Raw genomic sequence first — 24,234 nt, forward strand, 5'->3', positions numbered from 1 at the left:
CGCAGGGTGTACGACGATGAGCGGGCGCCGCGCCGGGTGGTGATCACCGGCCTCGGCACGGTCACCAGCATCGGCCTCGGGGTCACGGCCTTCCTGGACGGACTGCGGTCCGGGCGCAGCGGGGTCAAGCCGATCACGGCATTCGACACGACGGGCTTCGCCCACGCCAACGGGTGCGAAGTGGACGACTTCGAGCCCGGGGACTGGATCCACCGGACCGAGCCGGCGGAACTCGGCCGGGCCACGCAGTTCTCGATCGCCGCCGCCCGGATGGCCGTCGAGGACGCCGGCCTGACCCCGGAGGACCTCCGGGAGCGCAAGGTCCTGGTCTCGGTCGGCACCACCGACGCCGAGTCCCGGGACCTCGACCTGCTCGTCGGACAGCAGCTGGAGCACGGGCCGGAGCACCTGGACCACGGCGTCGTACGCCGGGCCCAGGCCGGCCGGCTCTCCAGCGGCATCGTCCGCGAACTCGGCCTCGTGGACGTGGAGGCCCTGACCATCCCGACCGCCTGCGCGGCCGGCAACTACGCCATCGGCAGCGGCTTCGACGCCATCCGCGACGGCGACGTCGAGACCGCCCTGTGCGGTGGCGCCGACGCCGTCTGCCGCAAGACCTTCACCGGCTTCTACCGGCTCGGCACCATCGCCCCCGAGGTCTGCCAGCCCTTCGACAAGGACCGCAAGGGCATCCTCACCGGCGAGGGCGCCGGGATCCTGCTCATGGAGAGCCTGGACTCGGCGCTTGCGCGCGGCGCCCGGATCTACGCCGAGGTGCTCGGCTACGGCCTCAGCTGCGACGCCCACCACCCCGTCGCCCCCGACCAGGACGGCCTCGCCCGGTGCATCGAGGTGGCGCACCGCAACGCCGGGGTCAAGGCCGAGGACATCGACTTCATCTCGGCGCACGGCACCGGCACCCACGCCAACGACGTGACGGAGGCGGGTGCGATCCGCCAGGTCTTCGACACCCCGCCGCCCACCATCTCCATCAAGTCCATGATCGGCCACTCCATGGGCGCCGCGAGCGCGCTCGCCTCCGCCGCCTGCGCGCTGGCGATCACCGAGGAGTTCATCCCGCCCACCATCAACCACCGCGAGACCGACCCCGAGTGCGGCCTGGACTGCGTGCCCAACGAAGCGCGCCCGGCTCGGCTGAACGTCGTGCAGAACAACGCCCTGGCCTTCGCGGGCAACAACGCCGTGCTGATCCTCGGCCGGTACGAGGAGGCCGCCTGATGTCCCCCACCCCCCTGGTCGTCTCCGGCTGGTCGGCGGTCTCGCCGTTCGGCGTCGGCAGCGACTCCTTCCGCAGCGGGATGTCCGCCGGCCGCACCGCGGTCGCGGCCGTCGACCGCGAGGCCTTCCCCGGCCCGTTCGCCGAGGGCGCGGTGGTCCCCGACTTCACCGCCGCCAAGTACGTCGGGAAGAAGGGCACCCGGACCATGGACCGGGTCACCGCCATCGCGGTCACCGCGGTCGGCGGCCTCATCGACGGCTTCCGGGAGGAGCTGGCGGCCCGCTCCGAGCAGACCGCCCTGGTCCTCGGCACCGGCTCCGGCAGCGTGCAGAGCATCATGGACTTCACCCGGGACGCGCTGGCCGGCGAGCGCCCGTACCACGTGGACCCGGCGCGCTTCCCGAACACCGTGATGAACCGGGCCGCCGGGCAGAGCGCCATCTGGCACGGCATCAAGGGCCCCAACACCACCGTCGCGGGCGGCTCGCTGACCGGCCTGCTCGCCCTCGGCTACGCCCTGCGGCTGCACCGCGGCGGGCACTGCTCCCGCGTGCTGGTGGGCGCGGCCGAGGAGTACTCCGCCCAGCGCTCCTGGCTGGAGTGGCACGGCCGCGACGAGGAGGAGCGGGACACCCCGCTCGGCGAGGGCGGTGCCGTCTTCCTGCTGGAGACCTCCGAGGACGCGGCGGCGGCCGGACGGGTCCCGCTGGCCCGGATCGGGGCCACCGGCTTCCGCGCCTTCCACGCACCGGACGGGGCCCGGGAGGCGCTGGCCGTCTGTGTGCGCGGCGCGCTGGAGAAGGCCGGGGTGGCCGCTTCCGACGTACGGCTGGTGGCGCCCCTGGGCTCCGGCGGGCCGCTCGTCGCGCAGGAGGAGGCCGCCGTCGCCGACGTGCTCGGCGAGGACGCCGGCCCGCGCTGGGTACGGATCCGGCCGCTGGTCGGCGACACCTCCGCGGCGTCCGCCGCGCTCCAGCTGGCCGGGGTGCTCGCCGCGGCCGGCGAGCGGGGCCTGGCGCCCGGCGAGGCCGCGCTGGTCACCGGTATCGAGCGGGACGGCCTGGTCGGCTGCGCGGTCCTCACCGGCGGCTGACCTCCCCACACTCCGACGGCCGGCCGGGAGTACACCCCCGCCCCGGCCGGCCGTCGGATTCCCCCGCGCCACCCATCACCGAGGAGAACCGAGCACATGTCCGCAACCGAACGCCGCGTCGCACTGGTGACCGGGGGCTCCCGGGGCATCGGCCGCCACGTCGTGGCCCGCCTCGCGCAGGACGGGTACGACGTCGCCTTCTGCTACCAGTCCGACAAGGAGGCCGCCGACACGGTGGCCGCCGAAGCCGCCGCCGCCGGGGCCCGCGTCCACACCGCGCGCACCGACGTCCGCGACCACGACGCCGTACGGGACTTCGTCCGCGCGAGCGAGAAGGAACTCGGCCCGCTGCACACCGTGGTGTCCTGCGCGGGCATCGTCCGCGACAACCCGCTCGTGATGCTGGCGCCCGACGACTGGGACGCGGTCCTGCGGGTCAACCTGGACGGCACCTACAACCTCTGCAAGGCCGCGGTCTTCGCCATGATGAAGCGCCGCGCCGGCTCCGTGATCACCCTGTCCTCGGTGGCCGGCGTGTACGGCAACGCCACCCAGACCAACTACTCCGCGACCAAGGCGGGGATCATCGGGTTCACCAAGGCCCTCGCGAAGGAGAGCGGCCGCTACGGCATCCGCGCCAACGCCGTCGCCCCCGGGTTCATCGAGACCGACATGCTCTCGGGGCTCTCCGAGGAGCACGTCCGGAAGATGACCGAGCGGATCCCGCTGGGCCGGTTCGGGCGGCCCGAGGAGGTCGCGGACCTGGTCTCCTTCCTCGCCTCCGACCGCGCCGCGTACATCACCGGACAGGTCTTCGGCATCGACGGCGGCCTCGTCGTCTGACAGGCCCCCACACACCCGAAGGGTTCACCATGCCCAAGAACAAGACGCCCCGCTTCTACTTCTCGCTGCGCAGCCCGTACTCCTGGCTGGCGTACCGCGAGATCACGACCTCCCACCCGGACCTCGCCGAACAGCTGGAGTGGGTGCCCTTCTTCGAGCCGGACGAGCTCAGTGCCCGGCAGCTGGAGGAGCAGGGCGGCCGGTTTCCGTACTCGGAGATGTCCCGGGAGAAGAACCGCTACGTCCTCCAGGACGTCGGCCGGCTCACCAAGGCCCGGGGCCTGACGGTGACCTGGCCCGTGGACCGGGATCCGGTGTGGGAGGTCCCGCACCTGGCCTACCTGGTCGCGGCCCGGTACGGCCGCGGCCACGCCTTCATCGACGCCGTGTACCGGGCCCGGTTCGGCCGCGGCCGGAACATCTGCGACCCGGCCACCATCGAGGACGTCGCCTTCGAGATCGGTCTCGACCCGCAGGAGCTGGCACGTGCCAGTGAGGTCCCGGAGCTGCGCGCCGAGGGCATCCGGATCCTGCTCGACGTGTGCCGGGACGGGGTGTTCGGGGTGCCCTTCTTCGTCCACGGCTTCAGCCGGTTCTGGGGCATCGACCGGCTGGACGACTTCATCGCCCACCTGCGCGACCAGGCGGTGCCGGCCGCGTCGGTGCCGGAGCCGCTGACCGCGATCGGGCTGGGCGCCCGGGCCACGGAAGACGCCCACGCGGGGGGCTGCGGCTAGTCGGCCCGGAGGGCCCGGGCGGGGCCGGGTGTGCGGTGGGGCGCCCCCGCAGGACGTCGAACTGGGCCACCCTCGGCCCTCCGACCCGTGGAAACGTTCGACGTCCGAGGAGGTGCCCCGCCGCGCGCCCGGCCCCGTCCGGGCCCGGCCCATCCTGCCCGCCCTCCGTCCGGCCGGCCCCCGCGCGGGCCCGTCCCCGCGCGGGCCCGTCCCCGCGCGGGCCCGTCCCCGCGCGGGCCCGTCCCCGCGCGGGCCCGGGCGAGGCCCGGATCGGCCCGCGGCGTAACGCGAGGCGCGGGCGCGGCCGGGGCCGGGCGCGCGCCGGCCCCAAACCTCAGCGCGCCATCAGTTCGCTTTCAGACCGCCGTCAGCGCGCGCGGCGACGATCTGGCCCGTGACAGGGCTGACATCGGAAACCTTCGCTAGGGGATAGCCATGACGCATGTTCAGACGGTCGGCGGCCTTCCGCTCACCGCCGGCCAGAAGGACATCTGGTTCGACGCGAAACTCTCTGGCGGGGGAGCCACGTACAACACCGCCATCTACTGGGACATCAGGGGCCCGCTCGACCACGACCTGTTCCGCACCGCGCTGGAGCGGCTCGTCGAGGAGTCGGAGTGCCTGCGGACGAGATTCACCGAAGTGGACGGCGAGCCCCGCCAGTTCGTGGAGCCCCTGGCGGCGCTGCCGCTGACCGTCAGCGACGTCAGCGGCGCCGCCGACCCGGCCGCGGCCGCGCACGAGGCGATCCGCGCCGATCTGCGGGTGCCGTTCGTGCCGGCCGAAGAGGGCGACGGGCCGCTGTTCCGGCTGAGCGTGTTCACCCTCGGCGCCGACCGGGCCTTCTTCTGCCTGCTCAACCACCACCTTGTCTCCGACGGCTTCAGCTACGTCATCTACTGGCAGCGGCTCTCCGCGATCTACGAGGCCCTGCTCGCCGGCGCCGATCTCGACGAGGGCCGTTTCCCGGCGCTGACCACCCTGCTCGACGCCGAGGCCGGCTACGTCGGTTCGGCCCGTGCGGAGCGCGACGCGGCCTACTGGCAGGAACGTTTCGCCGACCGGCCCGAGCTGATCAGCCTCTCCACCAACGACGCCGAGCCCGCCCAGACCTTCCTCCAGGAGCAGGACGTCCTCCCGGAGGCCGTCGCCGAGCGGCTGCGCGCCGTGGCCTGGGAGTCCCGGGTCACCTGGCAGACCGTGCTCGTCGCGGCCCTGGGCGCCTACACCGGCCGGATGGCCGGCACCGAGGACGTCCTGCTGTCCGTGCCCGTCACCGCCCGCGTCGGCGGCGACACCCAGAAGGTGCCCGGCATGGTGGTCAACTACCTGCCGCTGCGGCTCCCCGTGGACCGCGCCGCCACCCGTTCCGGGCTGCTCGCCGACGCCTACCGCGCCTTCTCGCAGGCCCTCAAGCACCAGCGCCACCGCGTCAGCAGGATCCGCCGCGCCATGGGCCTGCCCAGCGACGACCGGCGGCCCTTCGGCCCGTTCCTCAACATGATGCCGCAGGTGGAGAAGCTGGCCATCGGGCCGTGCGCGGCCACCATCCACAGCCCGTCGACCGGGCTGGTGGACGACCTGGAGTTCACCGTCGCCGACAAGGGCGACGCCGGCATCGGCATCGACCTGAACGGCAACGAGGCCCGCTACACGCGCTCCGAGGTCCGCGCGCACCTCGACCGGTTCGTCGCCTACCTCGACCGGTTCCTGACCGCCGACGCGGACGTCCCGCTGGCCGGCCTGGAGCTCCTCTCCCCCGGCGAGGCCGCGGAACTGGCCGCCGCGCTCACCGGCCCGGTCCGCCCGACCCCGTACCTGGGCGTCGTGGAGCGGATACGGGCGCACGCCGCGGCCGCCCCGGACGCCCCGGCCGTCACCGACGACGCCGGCACCCTCAGCTACCGCGGGCTCGTCGGCCGGGCCGGCGCGCTCTCGCGCCACCTGACGGGCACCGGCCCGGTCGCCCTGCTCACCGAGCCCGGCCGGGACTTCGTCACCGCCGAGGTGGCCGTCCTCGGGGCCGGGCGGGCCTTCGTACCGCTCGACCCGGGTGCGCCGCTGCCCCGGCTGACCTCCCTGCTGCGCGACAGCGGCGCCGGCTTCGTGCTCACCGACGCCGCGCACCGGGACCTCGCCGAGCAGGCCGCCGCGGCCGCCGGCGAGGGCGCCCCGCTGCCCGTGCGCGAGATCGGCACCGAGGAGGACGCCCCGGACGCGCTGGCGCCGGTACTGGGCGGCCCGCAGGACCTGGCGTACGTCATCTACACCTCGGGTTCCACCGGCAAGCCCAAGGGCGCCATGGTGCAGCGCGGCGGCATGGTCAACCACCTGCTCGCCAAGGTCGAGGAGCTGTCCCTGGACAGCTCCGACGCGCTGGTCCACAACGCCCCGGTCACCTTCGACGTCACCGTCTGGCAGACCCTGACCACCCTGCTCGTCGGCGGCCGGGTCCGCGCCTTCAGCCGGGCCGAGGCCTCCGACCCCGACGCGCTGTTCACCACGATCGGCGCCGAGGGCCTGACCGTGCTGGAGGTCGTCCCCTCCCTGCTGCGCGCGACCCTCGACGTGTGGGACGCGGCCGGCTCCGCCCCGGAGCTGCCCGCGCTGCGCTGGATGATCTCCAACGGGGAGGCGCTGCCGGCCGAGCTGTGCGCCCGCTGGTTCGCCCGCTACCCGGACATCGCGCTGGCCAACCTGTACGGCCCGACCGAGTGCTCCGACGACGTCACCCACGCCTACGCCCGCACACCGGGCGCCCTCGACGCGATGGCCGCCGCGATCGTCCCGATCGGCCGGCCGCTGCGCAACACCCGCCTGCACGTGCTCGGCGACGACCTGGCGCCCGTCCCGCGCGGAGTGCGCGGCGAGCTGTACATCTCGGGCGCCGGAGTGGGCCGCGGCTACCTCGGCGACCCCCGCCGCACCGCCGTCACCTTCCTGCCCGACCCGTTCGCCGGCGACGGCTCCCGCATGTACCGCACCGGCGACCTGGTGGAGCTGCGCCCCGACGGGCAGCTCGCCTTCGTCGGCCGCCGCGACCACCAGGTCAAGATCCGCGGTCAGCGCATCGAGCTCGGCGAGGTCGAGTCGGCGCTGCGCGCGCTGCCCGGCGTGGCCGACGCGGTCGCCGCCGCCGTCACCGACCCGGCGGGGCACAAGCGCCTGGTCGGCTACCTGGAGCCGGAGTCCGGCGCCGTCCTCGACACCCCGGCGCTGCGCGCGCTGCTGGCGGCCCGGCTGCCGGAGGCACTGGTGCCGACGGTGCTGCTCACCCTGGACGCGCTGCCGCTCACCGCTCACGGCAAGGTGGACCGCAAGGCGCTGCCCGCCCCGGACCTGGCCGGCCCGCAGGCCGCCGTCCGGGCCGCCCGCACCCCCGAGGAGGGCATCCTCTGCGCGGTGCTGGCGGAGGTGCTGGGCCTGCCCGAAGTCGGCGTCGACGACGGCTTCTTCGCCCTCGGCGGCGACAGCATCAGCTCCATCCAGGTCGTCAGCCGGGCCCGCCGGGCCGGGCTGGTCGTCACCGCCCGCGACGTCTTCAAGCACCGCACCCCGGCCGCGATCGCCGCCGTGGCCCGGCGCGTGGAGAGCGCCGCCGCGGCCGTCGCCGACGACGGGACCGGCGAGATCGACCCGACGCCCATCTCCGACCGGCTGCGCGAGCAGCTGTCCGAACTCCCCGACGCCACCCGCGAGTTCGCCCAGTACACGGTCGTCACCGCGCCCGCCGGACTCACCCCGGCCGTCCTGGAGCCCGCCCTGCAGGCGGTCCTGGACCGGCACGACACGCTGCGCCTGAGGCTCGACTCCCCCGTGCCGGGCCTGTGGATTCAGGAGGTCCTGGCGCCCGGCGCGGTCAGCGCCGCCGACGTGGTCACCCGGGTCACCGTGCCCGCCGGAGCGGACCGCGCGGCCGTCCTCGCCGAGCAGACCGCCGCCGCCCGGGCCCGGCTGCGTCCCGAGACCGGCCTGGTCGTGCAGGCGGTGCTGCTGGAGGAGGCCCCCGGTGCGGGGGGCCGGCTGCTGCTGGTCGTCCACCACCTGGCCGTGGACGGGGTGTCCTGGCGGATCCTGCTGCCCGACCTGGAGGCCGCCTGGCAGGCGGTCGCCGAGGGCCGCTCCCCCGCCCTGGAGCCCGTCCCGACCTCCTTCCGGACCTGGGCGAAGGCCCTGTCGGCGGAGGCCCGCACCTCCCGTCGGGTGGGTGAACTCCCGCTGTGGAGCGCCCAGTCGGCCGGGGCCGCGGAGATCCTCGCCGACCGGCCGCTGGACCCGGCCGCCGACACCTGGGCGCACGCGGGCCGGCTCCGGCTGGAACTGCCCGCGGAGCTCACCGCCGACGTGCTCGCCGGGGTGCCCGCCGCCCTGCACGCCGAGGTCAACGAGGTGCTGCTGACCGGCCTCGCGCTGGCCGTCACCGGCCGGACGGGCGCCCGGGGCACGCGTACGGTCGTCGAGCTGGAGGGCCACGGCCGCGAGCAGATCGGCGAGGGCCTCGACGTCTCCCGTACGGTCGGCTGGTTCACCAGCGCCTTCCCCGTCGGGCTGGACGTCGGCGAGCTGGACCGGGCCGAGGTCGCGGCCGGCGGCCCGGCCGTCGGCGCCGCCCTCAAGCGGGTCAAGGCCGCGCTGCGCGCCCTGCCCGACCACGGCATCGGCTACGGCCTGCTGCGCCACGTGAACCCGCAGACCGCGGTGGTGCTCGCCCGGGACGCCGTACCGCAGATCTCCTTCAACTACCTGGGCCGGTTCGCGGCGGGCGACGGCGCCTGGGCGATCGAGGCCGGCGGCGCCGGTCTGACGGCCTCCCCCGACACCCCGCTGCGCCAGCCGCTGGACCTGGTCGCGCTGACCGAGGACCGCCCCGGCGGGCCGGTCCTGGTGGCCGAGTGGACCTGGCCGTCCGGCGCGCTGTCCGAGGACGCCGTACGGGAGATCGCCGAGGGCTGGTTCGCCGCGCTGGGCGCGCTCGCCGCGCACGCCTCGCGCCCCGGGTCGGGCGGCCGGATCGCCGCCGAGTTCCCGCTGGTCGACGTGGAGCAGCGGGAGGTCGACGCCTGGGAGCGGGAGCTGTCCGGGCTCACCGACGTGCTGCCGCTGTCCCCGCTCCAGCGCGGCCTGTTCTTCCAGGCGGAGTTCGACCGCCAGGGCATGGACGCGTACACCCTCCAGGTCGTCATGGACATCGGCGGCGCCCTGGACGTGGCCGCGCTGCGCGCCGCGGCCACCGCGCTGCTGGACCGCAATCCGGCGCTGCGGGCCCGGTTCCGCGAGCGGGACCAGGGCGATCCGGTGCAGCTGATCCCGGTCTCCGTCGAGCTGCCGTGGACCGAGACCGACCTCACGGCCGCGGCCGATCCCGGCGCGGAGGCGAGCCGGCGCACCGAGGAGGAGTGGCTGGACCGCTTCGACGTGACGCGTGGTCCGCTGACCCGGTTCACGGTCTACAAGCTGGGGGCCGAACGCCACCGCGTCGTGTGGACCACCCACCACATGCTGGTGGACGGCTGGTCGCTGTCCGCGGTACTCGCCGAGGAGCTCGTCACCCTGTGGGGCAACGGCGCCGACGTCAGCGCCCTGCGTCCGGTGGCGCCGGGCCGGGCCTACCTGGAGTGGTCCGCCGCCCAGGACAAGCCGGCCGCGCGGGCGGCGTGGGAGCGGGAGCTCGACGGGATCGACGAGGCCACCCGGCTCGGCCCCGCCGACCGGGCGCGGGTCTCCGTGCTGCCCGAGACGTACACCGTGGAGCTGCGCGCCGAACTGACCGCCGCCCTGACCGCGTGGGCGCACCGGCGCGGCCTGACCATGAACACGGTGGTGCAGGGCGCCTGGGCCGCCGTACTGGGCGGGCTCACCGGCCGCCGCGACGTGACCTTCGGCGCGGTCGTCTCGGGACGCCCCGCGGACCTGCCCGAGGTCGAGCAGATGGTCGGCGCGTTCCTGCACACCCTGCCGGTGCGGGCGGACCTGGATCCGGCGCTGTCCTTCGAGGAGATGCTGGCCGGCCTCCAGGACCGTCAGCTCGCGCTGGAGGAGCACCAGCACCTGGGCCTGGCAGAGGTGCAGCAGGCCGTCGGGATCGGCGAGCTGTTCGACACCGTGGTCAGCTTCCACAACTACCCGGCGGGCGCGCTGGACGCGATCGGCTCGTACGTCCCCGGCCTGACGATGCTGGACTGGAAGGCCCGGGTCATCGCCGAGTACCCGCTCGCCGTCGGGGTGTTCCCGGCCGAGGGGCAGCGGCTGCGGGTGGAGGCCCAGTACCGGCCGGACGTCTTCGACGCGGCGCGCACCGAGGTGTTCGTCGACCGTTTCGCCCGCGTGCTGGAGCAGCTCGCGGACGCTCCGGGCACCCCGCTGGGCCGGATCGACGCGCTGACGGGCGGGGAGCGGGAGCAGGTGCTCGGCGCCTGGTCCGGGGCGGCCGCGGCCCGTCCGGCCACCGCCGCGCTGGCCACGTCGACGTTCGAGCGGTGGGCCCGCTTCGCGCCCGCCAAGCCGGCCGTCTCCCTCGGCGGCGAGGAGCTCGACTACGCCGAGCTGAACGGCCGGGCCAACCGGCTGGCCCGGCTGCTGGCCGAGCGCGGTGTCGGTCCGGAGCAGCCGGTGGCCGTGATGCTGCCGCGCTCCCCCGGGCTGGTCGTCGCCGCGCTCGCCGCGCTGAAGGCGGGCGCGGTGTTCCTGCCCGTCGACGCCGACTACCCGGTCGACCGGATCGGCTACATGCTGGAGGACGCCCGCCCGCCGGTCCTGCTGACCGACTCGGCGACCTGGTCGCGCCCGGCCGGCCTGCCCGACCTGGCCGCGCTCGGGGTCGCTCCGGTGCTGCTGGACGCGCCCGAGACGGCCGCCCGGCTCGCCGCGCTCGACGGGCAGGACCTCGCCGACGCGGAGCGGGTGGCGCCGCTGCACCCGGAGAACACGGCGTACATCATCTACACGTCCGGTTCGACCGGCCGTCCCAAGGGCGTCGCCGTGGCGCACACCGGGCTGATGTCGATGGTCGCGAGCCTCTCCGACCGGTTCTGGCTCGACCACGACGTACGGGTCCTGCAGTTCGCCTCGTTCAGCTTCGACGCCTCGGTCTTCGGCATCATGCTGGCGCTCCTCAACGGCGGCACCCTGGTGATCGCCGACGAGGAGGCCCGCACCCCGGGCCGGCCGCTGGTGGACCTGATCAACGAGGCCCGGATCAACCTGGTCGCGCTGCCGCCCGTCGTGGTCGGCGGACTGCCCGCCGACGCCACCCTCCCCGCGGACCTGCGGCTGGTGGTCACCGGGGAGGCGGTGCCGGCCGGGGTGGTGGAGCGCTGGGGCGGCTCGGTGAGGCTGTTCAACGGCTACGGACCCACGGAGGCGGTCGTCGGCTGCACCGTGGCCGGCCCGCTGGCCCCGAAGGGCGGGCGGCCGCCGATCGGCAAGCCCACCAACGCCCACCGCGTGTACGTGCTCGACCGGAACCTGCGGCCCGTCGCCCCGGGCGTCACGGGCGAGCTGTACGTCGCCGGCGGCCTGGCGCGCGGCTACCTGGCCCGGCCGGGGCTGACCGCGTCCCGGTTCGTCGCCGACCCGTACGGCCCTGCGGGCTCCCGGATGTACCGTACGGGCGACCTGGTGGCCTGGCTGCCGGACGGCGACCTCGACTACCTGGACCGGGTCGACGACCAGGTCCAGCTGCGCGGGATCCGCATCGAGCTCGGGGAGATCTCCTCGGCCCTGCTCGCGCAGCCCGGCGTCGAACAGGCCGTCGTGGTGATGCGCGAGGACGGGGCGGGCGAACGCCGGCTGGTCGCGTACGTGGTCGCGGGCGCGGCCGCCGGCCCCGAGGCCACCGCGGTGCTGCGCGAGCGGCTCGCCGCGGAACTCCCCGACTACATGGTCCCCTCGGCGGTGGTCGCCCTCGAGGAGCTGCCGCTGACCGCCCAGGGCAAGCTGGACCGCAAGGCCCTGCCCGACCCGGACCTGGGTGCGGCCTCCCGCGGCCGGGCCCCGCGCACGCCCGTCGAGGGCATCCTGTGCGGGCTGTTCGCGGACGTCCTCGGCCTGGAGCAGGTCTCCATCGACGACGACTTCTTCGAGATCGGCGGGCACTCGCTGCTCGCCACCCGCCTGGTCAGCCGGGTGCGCTCCACCCTCGGCGTCGAACTCCCCATCCGCGCGCTGTTCGAGGCCCGGTCCGTGGTGGCGCTGGCCGGACAGGTCGCCCACGCGGCGCAGGCCCGGCCCGCGCTGGCGCCGGCTGCGCCGGGAGGGGAGCGCCCGCTCTCCTTCAGCCAGCAGCGCCAGTGGTTCCTCAACCGGCGCCAGGGCCGCGCGGACGGCTCGTACAACAGCGCCATGGCCTTCCGGCTCACCGGGAAGCTCGACACGGACGCCCTGCAGGCGGCCCTGCTCGACCTGACGGCCCGGCACGAGGTGCTGCGGACCGTGATCCCCGAGCAGGACGGGGTGCCCTCGCTGCGGGTCCTGGACCCGGCCGCGGGCGGGCCCGTGCTCAAGACCGTGTCGGTCTTCACCGACCAGCTCGACACGGCGCTGGCCGCGGAGGCCGACCGGGGCTTCGACCTCACCGAGGAGACCCCGCTGCGGGTGCGGCTGTTCCCGGCCGGCGCGGACTCCTTCGTCCTGCTGATCGTGCTGCACCACATCGCCTTCGACGGCTGGTCGATGGAGCCGCTGCTCGACGACCTCGCCACCGCCTACCGGGCCAGGACCGGCGCGCGGGCCCCGCAGTGGGAGCCGCTGCCGGTGCAGTACTCCGACTTCGCCGTCTGGCAGCGCGAGCTGCTCGGCGACCCGGACGACCCGGACGCCCTCGGCGCGCGGCAGCTCGACTTCTGGCGCGACGCGCTGGCGGGTCTGCCGGAGGAGCTGCCGCTGCGGACCGACTTCCCCCGCCCGGAGGGCGGCGGGACCGCCGGTGACACGGTGCTGTTCGACCTGGAGCCGGAACTGCACGGCGCGATCGCGGAGATCGCCCGGACCACCGGCACCACCGAGTTCATCGTCTTCCAGGCGGCGCTGTCGGCCCTGCTGACCCGGTGGGGCGCCGGAACCGACATCCCGCTCGGGGTGTCGGTCGCCGGGCGCGCCGATGACGCGCTCGCCGATGTGGTCGGGATGTTCCTCAACACCCTGGTGCTGCGCGGCGACACCAGCGGCGACCCCACGTTCCGGGAGCTGCTGGAGCGGCTGCGGGAGACCGACCTGGCCGCCTACTCGCACCAGGACGTGCCCTTCGACCAGGTCGTGGACGCGGTCCGGCCGGCCCGCGCGCTGGGCAGGCACCCGCTCTTCCAGGTCTCGCTGACCGTGCAGCACGACGGGGTGCGGGTGCCGGAGCTGGTGGGCGTGAGCGCGGAGCCCGAGTACGTCGGATCCGACCAGGCCAAGCTGGACCTGGTGCTGGAGCTGTTCAACTGGCCCGGCCGGGACGGCATGCGCGGTCTGCTGACCTTCAGCACCGCGCTGTTCGCCCGGGACACCGCGGAGCGGCTCGTCGAGCAGTTCCGGCAGGTGCTGCGCGCGGTCGTCGCCGACCCCGAGGTGCGCGTGAGCGGCCTCGACGCGGACCGCGGAGCGGCCGCCCCGCCGGCCGACACGCTCACCGGGCTGCTCGCCGGGCGGATCGCGGCCTCCCCGCAGGAGACCGCGGTCGGCGCCGGGTCCCGGGCCCTGTCGTACGCGGCGCTCGACGAGCGCGCCGGGCGGCTGGCGGGGCACCTCGTGGAGCGGGGGGCCGGCCCCGGCCGGGTCGTCGCGCTCGCGCTGCCGCGCGCCGCGGACCAGGCGGTGGGCGCCCTCGCGGTGCTCACGTCCGGTGCGGCCTACGTGCCGGTGGGCGCGGAGGAGCCGGGCGGCCTGGTCCGGGAGGTGCTGGAGGCGACCGCCGCGGTGGCCGTCCTCACCACCGAGGGCCTGGCCGGGAGGCTGCGGAACACCGGGGTGCCGGTGGTGGTCCTGGACGCGGCCGTCGGCGGGCCGGCGGCCGGAGCGGCTCCGGCGCGGCCGGCGGACCCGGACGCGCCCGCCTATCTGCTGCGCGGGCCGGGCGGGGCGGCCGCGGTCACCCCCGTCAGCCACGCGGAGGCGGCCGCGCTGGCCGCCGTACCGGGCGCGGCGGCGGACGCCGGGCTCTGGCCGGCCCTGCTCTCGGGCACGGCGGCGGACGCCGCGGACCGGCCGGGGCGCGACTGGTCCGCCCCGGACCCGTCGACTCCGGTGGAAGGCCCTCGGGAAGCGGCGGCCGACACCACGGAAGTCTCCGAAGCCGAGGCCGATCCGGTCGAGGGGACGCTGCTGGGGATCGTCCGCGAGGTGCTCGCCACCGACGCGCTCACCGCCGGGGCGAACTTCTTCGAGGCCGGCATGGACAGCATGAAGTCGCTGCGGCTGGTCAGCCTGGCCCGCAAGGCCGCTCTGGGGCTGAGCATCGCGGACGTCTTCGTCCACCAGAGCGTCGCCGCGCTGGCCGCGAGCCTGCGCCCGGCGGCCGAACCGGAACCCGAACCGGACCCCGCGCCGGCCCCCGCGCCGGAGGCGATGCGCAGCAGTGCCCGGGGCATGGCCGAGGCCATCGCCGAGGCCGACGGGATCGACCACATCGAGCACTTCACCCCGATGCTGGCGATCCAGCCCGACGGCGACCGCACCCCGCTGTTCTGCGTGCACAGCGGTGTGGGGCTGTCCCTGTCCTACTTGACCCTGGTGCCGTACCTGCACCCCGACCAGCCCGTCTACGCCCTCCAGTCGCCCACGGTGGTGGACGGTGCTCCCCTGCCGGAGAGCATCGAGGACAACGCCGCCGAGTACATCCGGCTGATCAAGGAGGTCCGGCCCGAGGGCCCGTACCACCTGCTGGGCTGGTCGTTCGGCGGTCTGCTCGCCTACGAGATGGCCGTCCAGCTCCGGGCTGCGGGCGACGAGGTGGGCCTGCTGACCGTGATGGACTCCTTCCCCCGCACCGACGCGGTCGACGAGCGCGACGAACAGGTGCGGCTGGGCTGGCTGATGGAGGGCATCGGCCACCACCGGGACGAGTTCGGCGGCCGCCGGCTCGAACCGGACGACCTCTACGAGACGCTGCGCCGGGACGGCAGTCCGCTGGCCCGGATGGGCCGCGAGCGGCTCGGCCGGGTGGTGGACCTGATGGGCCGCCACCAGCTCCTCAACACCCGTTACAAGCCGGGTGAGTACGCGGGGGACGTGGAGCTCTTCCTGGCCGAGCACTCGCCGTGGGGCGAGGTGACCGAGAAGGACGTGCTGTGGAAGGAGTTCATGACCGGCTCCGTGCGGGTGCACCGCGTCGACTGCGCGCACGACGACATGCTCAACCCGGAGCCGCTGACCGCCATCGGCCCGGCCCTGCGGACCGCCCTCGACTCCTGGAAGGCCGGTAACCGGTCATGACCACGACCCTTCCGCGCCCCGAGGCGGACCCCGACAAGACCGACAAGACCGCTGTGGCCGCCGCCACCGGGACGCCGCTGCCCGCGGCCGCCCCGGGGCCGGCGGGCCTGCGGACCCTGCTGACCGAGACCGGCGCCGTCATCGGCCGGCGGCTGCGCCGGATGCGGCGGGCCCCCGGCCGCTCGATCGGCATCATCCTCAACCCGATGCTCTCGCTGATCATGCTCGGCTACCTCTTCCGCTACTCGATCTTCCTGCCGCAGGGCGGCGACTACGTCGAGTACGTCTTCGCCGGCGGAGCCGTCCAGGTCGGCCTGGCCTGTGTCGGTCCGACCGCGGTCTCGCTCGCCCTGGACATGCAGGGCGGGCTGGTGGACCGGTTCCGCTCGCTGCCCATCAACCGGGCCTCGATCCCGATCGGGCACACCGCCGCGGACTGGCTCGTGGGCATGGGCGGACTGGGCACCACCATCCTGATCGGCCTCGTGCTGGGCTGGCGTTCGCACACCGGGCTGCTGCCCACCCTGGCGGGCTTCGCCCTGATCGCGGTCTTCATCTACGCGATGCTGTGGCTCGGGGTGCTGCTCGCGCTGACCCTGCGCAGCGTCGAGACGATCAGCGTGGTGGCGCCGTTCATCGTGGTCGTGCTGCCCTTCCTGTCGAGCGCCTTCCTCTCCCCGCAGACCATGCCGGGGGCCCTGCGCCCGCTCGCCGAGTGGAACCCGGTGACCGCCGTCATCTCGTCCTGCCGCGACCTGTGGGGCAACCCGGACACGCCCAGCAGCGGGTTCGCCGGCACCCATCCGCTCGTCGTGGTCTCGGTCACCCTGACCGTGATCTTCGTGACCTGCACGATCGTGAGCCTGCGGCGTTTCCGTACGGCGACCAGCTGACACCCCCGTCGAAGACCCGAGGAACACCATGACCGTGACCCAGGAGGCGGCCCCGGCCGCCGCCGTCCCCGAACCGGCCGTCCCCGAACCGGCCGCCCTCGACCTGACCGACCCGCAGACCTTCCTGGACGTCGACCCGCACGCCATGTGGCGCCGGTTCCGCGCCGAGAGCCCGGTGCACTGGCATCCGGCCGGAGCGCGCACCCCCGGCTTCTGGGTGATCTCCACGTACGCCGACGCCGTCGCCGTCTACCGGGACAACAAGCGCTTCACCTCGGAGAAGGGCAACGTCCTGACCACCCTGTTGCAGGGCGAGGACTCCGCCTCCCGCAAGATGCTGGCCGTCACCGACGGCGCCCGGCACCGCGCGATCCGCAACGTGATGCTCAAGTCCTTCGCGCCGCGCGTCCTGGAGCCGGTCGTCGCCGGGGTGCACGAGCACACCCGCGAGCTGCTCGGCCGGGCGATCGCGGCGGAGCGGGTGGACTTCGTCGCCGACGTCGTCGACCACATCCCGATCCAGACCATGGGCGACCTGCTCGACATCCCGCACGCGGACCGCCCGCGGCTGGTGGAGTGGAACACCCGCACGCTGGCCCGGGAGGGGTCCGGGGACGACGAGTTCGAGTCCCTGATGGCCCGCAACGAGATCATCATGTACATGGGCGAGCTGGCTGCCGAGCGGCGCCGCAACCCGGGCGGGGACGTCCTGAGCACCCTCGCCGCCGCGACCGTCGACGGCGAGCCGCTCACCGAGGACGAGATCGTCCTCAACGCCTACAGCCTGATCCTCGGCGGCGACGAGTCCACCCGGACCTCGATCATCGGCGGGCTGATCGCCCTCGCCGAGAACCCCGAGCAGTGGCGCCGGCTCAAGTCCGGGGAGGTGTCCGCGGACAGCGCGACGGAGGAGATCCTGCGCTGGACCACCCCGGCCATGCACTTCGGACGCCGCGCCCTGGTCGACGTACCGCTGCGCGACCAGACCATCAGGGCCGGGGACATCGTCACCCTCTGGAACACCTCGGCCAACTTCGACGAAGAGGCCTTCACCGACCCGGAGCGCTTCGACGTCGGCCGCACCCCCAACAAGCACGTGGTGTTCGGGCACGGGCCGCACTTCTGCCTCGGCGCCTTCCTGGGCCGCGTGCACGTGAAGGCCATGGTGGAGGCGCTGGCCGCGATGGTCGACGACATCGCGCTGCTCGGCCCGCCGCAGCGCCTCTACTCCAACTTCGTGCGCGCCTACAGCGCGCTGCCCGTCGCCTTCACCGGCAAGGAGACCCACTGACATGCGACACGAGACACGCACGGCCGGCGGCACGACCTTGGCCGTGCTGTACGCCGACACCCAGTCCGCCGAGGTCCGCGCGCGGGCCGAGGAACTCCTCGCCGAGCACGGCGCGGTCCTCGTACGGGGCCTCGGGCTCACCGACGCGGACGCCTTCCACGCCGCGGTGAGCCTCTTCGGCGACTCCCTCATCGACAGCTACCGGGGCGGCAACACCCCCCGGGCGGCCGTCTCCGACGGGGTGTTCACCTCCACCGAGTACCCGGCCCGCTTCGACATCTCGCTCCACAACGAGATGTCGTACGCCCGGTCGTGGCCGACCCGGCTGTTCTTCGGCTGCCTGGTCGCGCCGGAGACCGGAGGCGCCACCCCGGTCTGCGACGGCGGCGCGCTGCTGGCCTCGCTGCCGCCGGAGGTGCGGGACCGGTTCGCCTCGGGCGTGGTCTACCGCCAGCACCTGCACGGCGGGTTCGGGCTCGGCAAGTCCTGGCAGGCCACCTTCGAAACGGAGGACAGGGCGGTGGTCGAGCGGTTCCTGGAGGACTCGGGGGCCGAGTACGCCTGGACGCCCGACGGCGGCCTGCGGGTCAGCCAGCACCGCCCGGGCGTCCGGCACAACCCCCGTACGGGCGCCGACACCTGGTTCAACCAGGCCGACCAGTGGCACCCCTCCAACCTGCCCGAGGAGGAGGCCGAGACCCTGCTGTCGCTGATCGACGACGTGGACGAGCTGCCGCACTGGGTCACCTACGGCGACGGCACCCCGCTCTCGGACGACGACCTGGCCCATGTGCGCAAGGCGCAGCGGGAGAACAAGCTGGCGGAGCCGTGGCAGGTCGGCGACATCATGATCGTGGACAACATGTCGGTGCTGCACGGGCGCGAGGCGTACACGGGAGCCCGGAAGATCGTCGTCTCGATGACGTGACCGCGTGACCGCGGGAGCGGTCCGGCGGCCAGGGGCTCGGCACGCGGTACGCCGGGCCCCTTCCGGCTCCCCTCATTCACCGCCCCCTTAAGGACGTGGCCGTCCGCGGGCCGCGTCCCTAGCGTCTGATCCGATGGCGGCCCGTGGTGCCCCGCGGTGCCCGGGCGAGAAATGGACGGTAAGCATGAATGCACTCGACGACATCCTCGGAGGCGTGCGGGCCGGCCTGACGGAGCGGCGGCGCCGGATCCCGGAGTGCGAGCTGCGCGACCTGGCCTCGGAGGTCCAGCCCGTCCCGGACTGCGCCGAACTGCTGCGCGGCACGGACGGGCTGAAGGTGATCGCGGAGGTGAAGCGGGCCAGCCCGGCGCACGGCCGGCTCTCGGCGATCGAGGACCCGGGGGCGCTGGCGGCCGCCTACGAGGCGGGCGGCGCGGCGGCGGTCAGCGTGCTGACGGAGGAGCTCCGGTTCGACGGGTCGCTGGCGGACCTGGACGCCGTACGGGCCCGGGTCGGCGTGCCGCTGCTGCGCAAGGACTTCGTGGTCGACCCGTACCAGGTGTGGGAGGCGCGGGCGCACGGCGCGAGCCTGCTGCTGCTGGTCGTGGCGGCGCTCGAACAGCCGCTGCTGGTCGACCTGGTGGCGCAGGCCGCGGAGATCGGGCTGACGCCGCTGGTGGAGGTGCACGACGCCGCCGAGGCCCGCCGGGCGCTGGACGCGGGGGCCTGGGTGATCGGGGTCAACGCGCGCAATCTGAAGACCCTGGAGATGGACAAGGGGGCGTTCACGCGGATCGCGCCGGACATCCCGGAGAACATCGTGCGGATCGCCGCGTCCGGGGTGCGCGGGCCGCGCTGTGCGGTCGAGTACGCGGAGCTGGGCGCCGACGCGATCCTGGTGGGCGAGGCGCTGGTCACCAGCGGCCACCACCGGGAGGCGGTGGCCGCGCTCGTGGCGGCGGGCCGCCGGCCTACCGGACCGCGGCCGGGCGGCGGGCGGTTTCCCCGGCTGCCCGGTTCTCCCGGTCCTTCTTTTCCGTGACCGCCGCCCAGCGCTCCAGTACGGCGGCCGCCGCACCGGAGTCGACCGCCTCGGCGGCCCGCGCCACCCCGTCGGCCAGCCGCTCGGTGACCGGCCGCCCGTCGGGGGACAGGGCGGCGAGCCCGGCGGCCGCCGACAGCAGCACCGCGTCCCGGACCGGTCCGCGGGCCCCCGCGAGGACCTCGCGGGCCACCCGCGCGTTGTGGACCCGGTCGCCGCCGCGCAGCGCGCCGGCCGGCGCGTAGGGGATCCCGATGTCCCTCGGGTCGAAGGTCTCCGCGCGCACTCCGGAGCCCGTGGCGGACCACACGGTGGAGGTGGTGGTGACCGTCAGCTCGTCCATCCCGTCGTCGCCGCGGAAGACCAGCGCGGACACCCCGCGCCGGGCCAGCACCTCGGCCATCAGCGGAGCCAGCCGGGCGTCGGCGACTCCGACCGCCTGGGCCGCGGGATCGGCCGGATTGGTCAGCGGGCCCAGGACGTTGAAGACCGTGCGGATGCCCAGTTCGCGGCGGGGCCCGGCGGCGTACCGCATGGCCGGGTGGAACAGCGGGGCGAAGCAGAAGGTGATGCCGGTCTCCTCCGCGACCTCGGCGACGTCGGCGGCGGGCAGGCCGAGCGCGATCCCCAGCTCCTCCAGCACGTCGGCGGAGCCGCAGGCGGACGAGGCGGAGCGGTTGCCGTGCTTGACCACGTGGGCGCCGGCCCCGGCGGCCACCACCGCGGACATGGTGGAGACGTTCACGCTGTGCGAGCCGTCGCCGCCGGTGCCGACGATGTCGAGCGCGGGGCCGGGCACCGACAGCGGGACCGCGTGCCGGCGCATTCCGCGCACCAGGCCCTCCACCTCCTCGGCGGTCTCGCCCTTGGCGCGCAGGGCCGTCATCAGCCCGGCGAGCCGGACCGGTCCGGCCTCGCCGGACATGACCTGGTCCATCGCCCACTCGGTCTCCCGCGCGGAGAGATCCCGTCGGTCCAGCAATGCGTTCAGCAATTCCGGCCAGGCAGTCACGGAGGTCTCCTAGGAAATGACGGGCAACACGTCCGGCACCCCAGTGTGGGAAATGACCGGCCGACTTTCCAGACCACTGTTCCGCCCCTCGCACGGTCCAATTCGGAAGACACCGAAGGAGAAAACCAGTGGCTTTGCACGCCGCGGTCACGCTCGTCAGGGAATCCGAAATTCCGCTGACGTCGCAGATCCAGCGATTCATCAAGAAGGAGGTGACCGAGGGAATTCTGCACCCCGGCACCCGGCTGCCCTCCAGCCGCCGCCTCGCCGACGACCTCGGCGTCTCCCGCAGCGTCGTGGTGGAGGCGTACGGACAACTCGTCGCGGAGGGCTACCTGGAGGCCGTCCAGGGCGCGGGGACGCAGGTCGTGCGCCACCTCGACCGCCCCGTCCCGGCGCCGCCCGTGCCCTCGCTGCTCGACGACGGGCACGCCGCCCGCCGGGAGCCCCCGGTCCGCTGGGACCTGCGCCCCGGCGGGGGCAACGTCCCCGACTTCCCGCGCCGCGAATGGCTGGCCTGCTACCAGCGGGCCCTGCAGACCGCCGACCCGGCCGGCCTCGACTACCCGCCGCTCGCCGGGGATTCCCGGCTGCGCGTCGAACTCGCCCACTACCTGGGCCGGATGTGCGGGGTGCGCAGCACGCCCGGGCAGGTCGTGGTGACCGCCGGGTTCGCGCAGGCGCTGGGGCTGCTGGCCGCCGTACTGCCGCGGCTGGGCATCGGCGCCCTCGGCATCGAGAACCCGGGCCACCCGGGCCAGCGGCGCTTCGTCCGGGAGAGCGGTCTGCGGCCCGTGCCGCTGCCGGTGGACGGGGAGGGCATCGATGTGGCCGCGCTCGCCGCCTCCGGGGTGCGGGCCGTCCTGGTGACCCCGGCGCACCAGTTCCCCACCGGGGCGACCCTCTCCGCGCGCCGCCGCGAGGCGCTGGTGCGGTGGGCGCGGGAGGTGGACGGCCTGATCATCGAGGACGACTACGACCGGGGCCTGTGGTACGAGCGGGGGGCCGGCCGGCCGCTGGCCCTGCAGCGGCTCGCGCCCGACCACGTGGTGTACGCGGGAACGGTCAGCAAGTCCCTCGCCCCCGGGCTGCGGCTGGGCTGGCTGGCCGCCCCCGCGCCGCTCCTGGACCGGCTGCTGCGCGCCCGGGCCCGCCAGGACCTGGGCACCGACGTGCTGACCCAGCTCGCGTTCGCGGAGTTCCTGCGCGGCGGCTCGTACGACCGGCACCTGCGCCGGCTGAACTCCCTGTGCCGCCAGCGCCACGACGCGCTGCGCGAGGCGGTGCGCCGGCACCTGCCGGGAGCGGCCGTGGTGGGCCGGGCCGCGGGACTGCACGCGTACGTGACGCTGCCCCGGCACACCGACGAGGCGGCGCTGGTGGCCGGGGCGCTGCGCCGCTCGGTGCTGCTCTCCGGCGCGGCCGCCCACCACGCCCGCCCGGGCGAGGGCGCGCCCGCCCTGGTGGTGGGGCACGCGCACCTGCCGCGGTCGGGGGCGGAGCAGGCGGTGCGGGAGCTGGCCGCGGTGCTCAGCGGGGCGTGAGCGCGCCGGCCCGCATCGCGAGGAAGTTCCCCATCATGGCCAGTCCGCCGGTGGTCATGACGGACTCCGGGTGGAACTGCACGCCCTCCACCGGCAGCGTGCGGTGGCGCAGCCCCATCACGTACCCGTGGTCGGCGGCCACCGCCGTGGTCACCAGTGGCTCCGGCAGCGGGTCGGCGACCAGCAGGGAGTGGTAGCGGGTGGCCTCCAGGGTGTGGCCCAGGCCCTCGAACAGGCCCCGGCCGTCGTGCCGGACGGTGCTGGTCCGCCCGTGCATGACCTGCCCGGCGATCTCGATCCGGCCGCCGTACGCCAGCCCGATGGCCTGGTGCCCCAGGCACACCCCGAGCAGCGGGACCCGGCCGGCGAACTCGTGCACCAGCTCCACGTGTCCGGACTCCGCGGGGTGTCCGGGACCCGGCCCGAGCACCACCGCGTCGGGCTCCAGCCCGGCCAGCTGCTCCGGGGTGCGGGTGCGGGAGCGCACGACCTCGGTGTCCGCGCCGAGCACCCGCAGGTACTGGTCGATGATGTGGACGAAACTGTCGTACGCGTCGATCAGCAGCACCTTCACGGCAAAAGCTCCTCACCCGTGAGCGCCCAGTAGGCGGCCCCCATCTTCGCCAGCGTCTCCTGCCACTCGGACTCCGGCTCGGACTGGGCGACCATGCCCGCCGAGCTCTGCGTGGAGTAGGTGCGGCCGTCGTACTCGATCGTGCGGATGCACAGCGCCAGTTCGCTCCAGCCCCGTACGTCGACCAGCCCGACCGCGCCCGCGTAGGCGCCGCGCCGCTCGCGCTCCAGGCCGTCGATGATCTCCATGGCGCGCACCTTGGGGGCGCCCGACATGGTCCCGGCGGGGAACGTGGCCCGGACCGCGTCCCAGACGCCGACCTCCGGGTCCAGCCGGCCGGAGACGGTCGAGACCAGGTGGAACACGTGGGAGTAGGTCTCCACCTCCATCAGCCGGTCCACCGGCTGGGTGCTGGGCAGCGCGACCCGGCCGATGTCGTTGCGGCACAGGTCGACCAGCATGATGTGCTCGGCCTGCTCCTTGACGCTCTCGCGCATCTCCTTCACGCGCCGCTGGTTGACCTCCTCGTCGGGGCCGCGGCGGGCGGTGCCGGCGATCGGGCGCATCAGGATCTCGCCGTCCTCGATGCGGAAGAACAGTTCGGGGCTGGCCCCGATCAGGGTCCGTCCGGCCTGCGGGACCAGGTACATGTACGGGGAGGGGTTGCGGCCGCGCAGCCGCCGGTAGACGTCCAGCGGGGTCAGGTCGGTCTCGACGTCGACGCGGTGGCCGATCTGGATCTGGTAGACGTCGCCGACGCCGATGTGCTCCAGGCAGCGTTCGGCCCAGCCCAGGAAGGTCTCCCGGTCGACGCTGTCGCGCACCGAGCGGGGGGTGGGCGCCGACGGGTGGCCGGCCGGGGCCGACGCCTGTGGCGGAACGGGGAGTTCGGGTGGTTCGGGCAGGCCCGCGAAGGCCGGGCTGTCGGCGCGAAGCCGGCGCACCCGGCCGTCGTCGACCCCGTACCAGACGGTGTCCCGGAACAGGGTGAGCGTGATGTCGGGGCGCCCGCCGTCCCCGTCGGTCCGCTCGGGCAGCTCCTCCATGTGCCAGGAGGACTCGTACGCGAGCGAGGTCAGGAACCCGAAGGCGTAGCCGGTGTCCGGCCCGCCTTCGCCGGCATCGTCCGTGGTCACCGAGAACAGCGCCTGCGCCCGCCCCAGGGCGTCCCAGACCTGGTCGGAACGGGTGAACCGGAAGACGTACGGGCCGTCCGGAAGCGGGTGGTACGCCACCGGGCAGCCCGCGGCGGGCCCGTCGGTGACCAGCCCGGCGGCCTCGACCGCGCCGGCCAGCGCCCGCTTGACCTCGGCCGCGGGGCCGTCCACTTCGACCCGGTCCGCGTGGACCCGGATCTCGGCGAGCCGCCCGAAGCCGACGACGGCGGACCTGCGGTCGGCGGGGGCCCCCTCCAGGCTCTCGAAGAGGAACACCTCCTCGGCCGGGAGGACCTCGCGCAGCGCCGCGTACAGGTCCAGCGGGGCGTGCCGCGCCAGTTCCTCGGCGGCGACCCGGACCTCGACGTGCGGATTTCTCACATCACTCGAACCGCTTGAATGCCACAAAGTGAACTCCCCCTGAATTCGGTTTTCCGTCGGAATGAGTGAACCAATGTTTTCCGAACC

Annotated in this window: 13 protein-coding genes; 10 read left to right on the forward strand and 3 right to left on the reverse strand. The window is 74.5% G+C overall.

From position 1 onward, the window contains the following. The first annotated feature begins 6 nt into the window (after nt 1-6). From AB0O21_RS18605 to trpC, 9 genes are all read left to right on the forward strand, one after another. Nucleotides 7-1,239 carry a beta-ketoacyl-[acyl-carrier-protein] synthase family protein gene (locus tag AB0O21_RS18605; RefSeq protein WP_365172216.1) on the forward strand — a complete coding sequence of 411 codons (1,233 nt, stop codon included), beginning with the start codon at nt 7-9 and terminating at the stop codon, nt 1,237-1,239. Continuing rightward, nucleotides 1,239-2,333: a beta-ketoacyl synthase N-terminal-like domain-containing protein gene (locus tag AB0O21_RS18610; RefSeq protein ID WP_365172217.1), complete on the forward strand. Its 1,095-nt coding sequence runs from the start codon at nt 1,239-1,241 to the stop codon at nt 2,331-2,333. Before AB0O21_RS18605 ends, AB0O21_RS18610 begins: the two co-directional genes overlap by 1 nt. 96 nt (nt 2,334-2,429) lie before the next feature. Continuing rightward, nucleotides 2,430-3,176, forward strand: a complete 747-nt coding sequence (gene fabG, locus AB0O21_RS18615; protein WP_365172218.1) for a 3-oxoacyl-[acyl-carrier-protein] reductase — start codon at nt 2,430-2,432, stop codon at nt 3,174-3,176. A 29-nt stretch (nt 3,177-3,205) separates the two neighbouring features. Next, nucleotides 3,206-3,913, forward strand: coding sequence for a DsbA family protein (locus tag AB0O21_RS18620; protein ID WP_365172219.1), 708 nt, complete (start codon nt 3,206-3,208; stop codon nt 3,911-3,913). Nucleotides 3,914-4,348: 435 nt separating this feature from the next. Next, the gene (locus AB0O21_RS18625) at nt 4,349-15,325 is read left to right on the forward strand and encodes an amino acid adenylation domain-containing protein (RefSeq protein WP_365172220.1); all 10,977 of its coding nucleotides are present in this window, start codon (nt 4,349-4,351) and stop codon (nt 15,323-15,325) included. Further along, on the forward strand, nt 15,322-16,218 hold the full coding sequence (locus tag AB0O21_RS18630) for an ABC transporter permease (RefSeq protein WP_365172221.1): 897 nt from the start codon (nt 15,322-15,324) through the stop codon (nt 16,216-16,218). The genes AB0O21_RS18625 and AB0O21_RS18630 overlap by 4 nt, the downstream gene beginning before the upstream one ends. A 28-nt stretch (nt 16,219-16,246) precedes the next feature. After that, the gene (locus AB0O21_RS18635; protein WP_365172222.1) at nt 16,247-17,509 is read left to right on the forward strand and encodes a cytochrome P450; all 1,263 of its coding nucleotides are present in this window, start codon (nt 16,247-16,249) and stop codon (nt 17,507-17,509) included. Between the two features lies 1 nt (nt 17,510). Beyond that, complete coding sequence (locus tag AB0O21_RS18640; RefSeq protein WP_365172223.1) at nt 17,511-18,437, forward strand: TauD/TfdA family dioxygenase; 927 nt, start codon at nt 17,511-17,513, stop codon at nt 18,435-18,437. Between the two features lie 184 nt (nt 18,438-18,621). Continuing rightward, nucleotides 18,622-19,479: an indole-3-glycerol phosphate synthase TrpC gene (gene trpC, locus AB0O21_RS18645; protein ID WP_365172224.1), complete on the forward strand. Its 858-nt coding sequence runs from the start codon at nt 18,622-18,624 to the stop codon at nt 19,477-19,479. On the opposite strand, the gene trpD is transcribed toward trpC, so the two are convergent. Beyond that, complete coding sequence (trpD, locus tag AB0O21_RS18650) at nt 19,409-20,491, reverse strand: anthranilate phosphoribosyltransferase (RefSeq protein WP_365172225.1); 1,083 nt, start codon at nt 20,489-20,491, stop codon at nt 19,409-19,411. The two genes, trpC and trpD, sit on opposite strands and share 71 nt — an antisense overlap. 128 nt (nt 20,492-20,619) lie before the next feature. Between trpD and AB0O21_RS18655 the strand changes: the two genes are divergently transcribed. Then, the gene (locus AB0O21_RS18655; protein ID WP_365172226.1) at nt 20,620-22,035 is read left to right on the forward strand and encodes a PLP-dependent aminotransferase family protein; all 1,416 of its coding nucleotides are present in this window, start codon (nt 20,620-20,622) and stop codon (nt 22,033-22,035) included. Here the strand turns inward: AB0O21_RS18655 and AB0O21_RS18660 are convergent. Both AB0O21_RS18660 and AB0O21_RS18665 read right to left on the reverse strand, forming a co-directional pair. Then, nucleotides 22,022-22,609 carry an aminodeoxychorismate/anthranilate synthase component II gene (locus AB0O21_RS18660; RefSeq protein ID WP_365172227.1) on the reverse strand — a complete coding sequence of 196 codons (588 nt, stop codon included), beginning with the start codon at nt 22,607-22,609 and terminating at the stop codon, nt 22,022-22,024. The two genes, AB0O21_RS18655 and AB0O21_RS18660, sit on opposite strands and share 14 nt — an antisense overlap. Then, entirely contained in the window at nt 22,606-24,147 is a 1,542-nt protein-coding gene (locus AB0O21_RS18665; RefSeq protein ID WP_365172228.1) for an anthranilate synthase component I family protein, read from the reverse strand. The genes AB0O21_RS18660 and AB0O21_RS18665 overlap by 4 nt, the downstream gene beginning before the upstream one ends. Between the last annotated feature and the right edge of the window lie 87 nt (nt 24,148-24,234).

Source organism: Streptomyces sp. NPDC091371, from assembly GCF_040684275.1.
Taxonomy (GTDB): Bacteria; Actinomycetota; Actinomycetes; order Streptomycetales; family Streptomycetaceae; genus Streptomyces.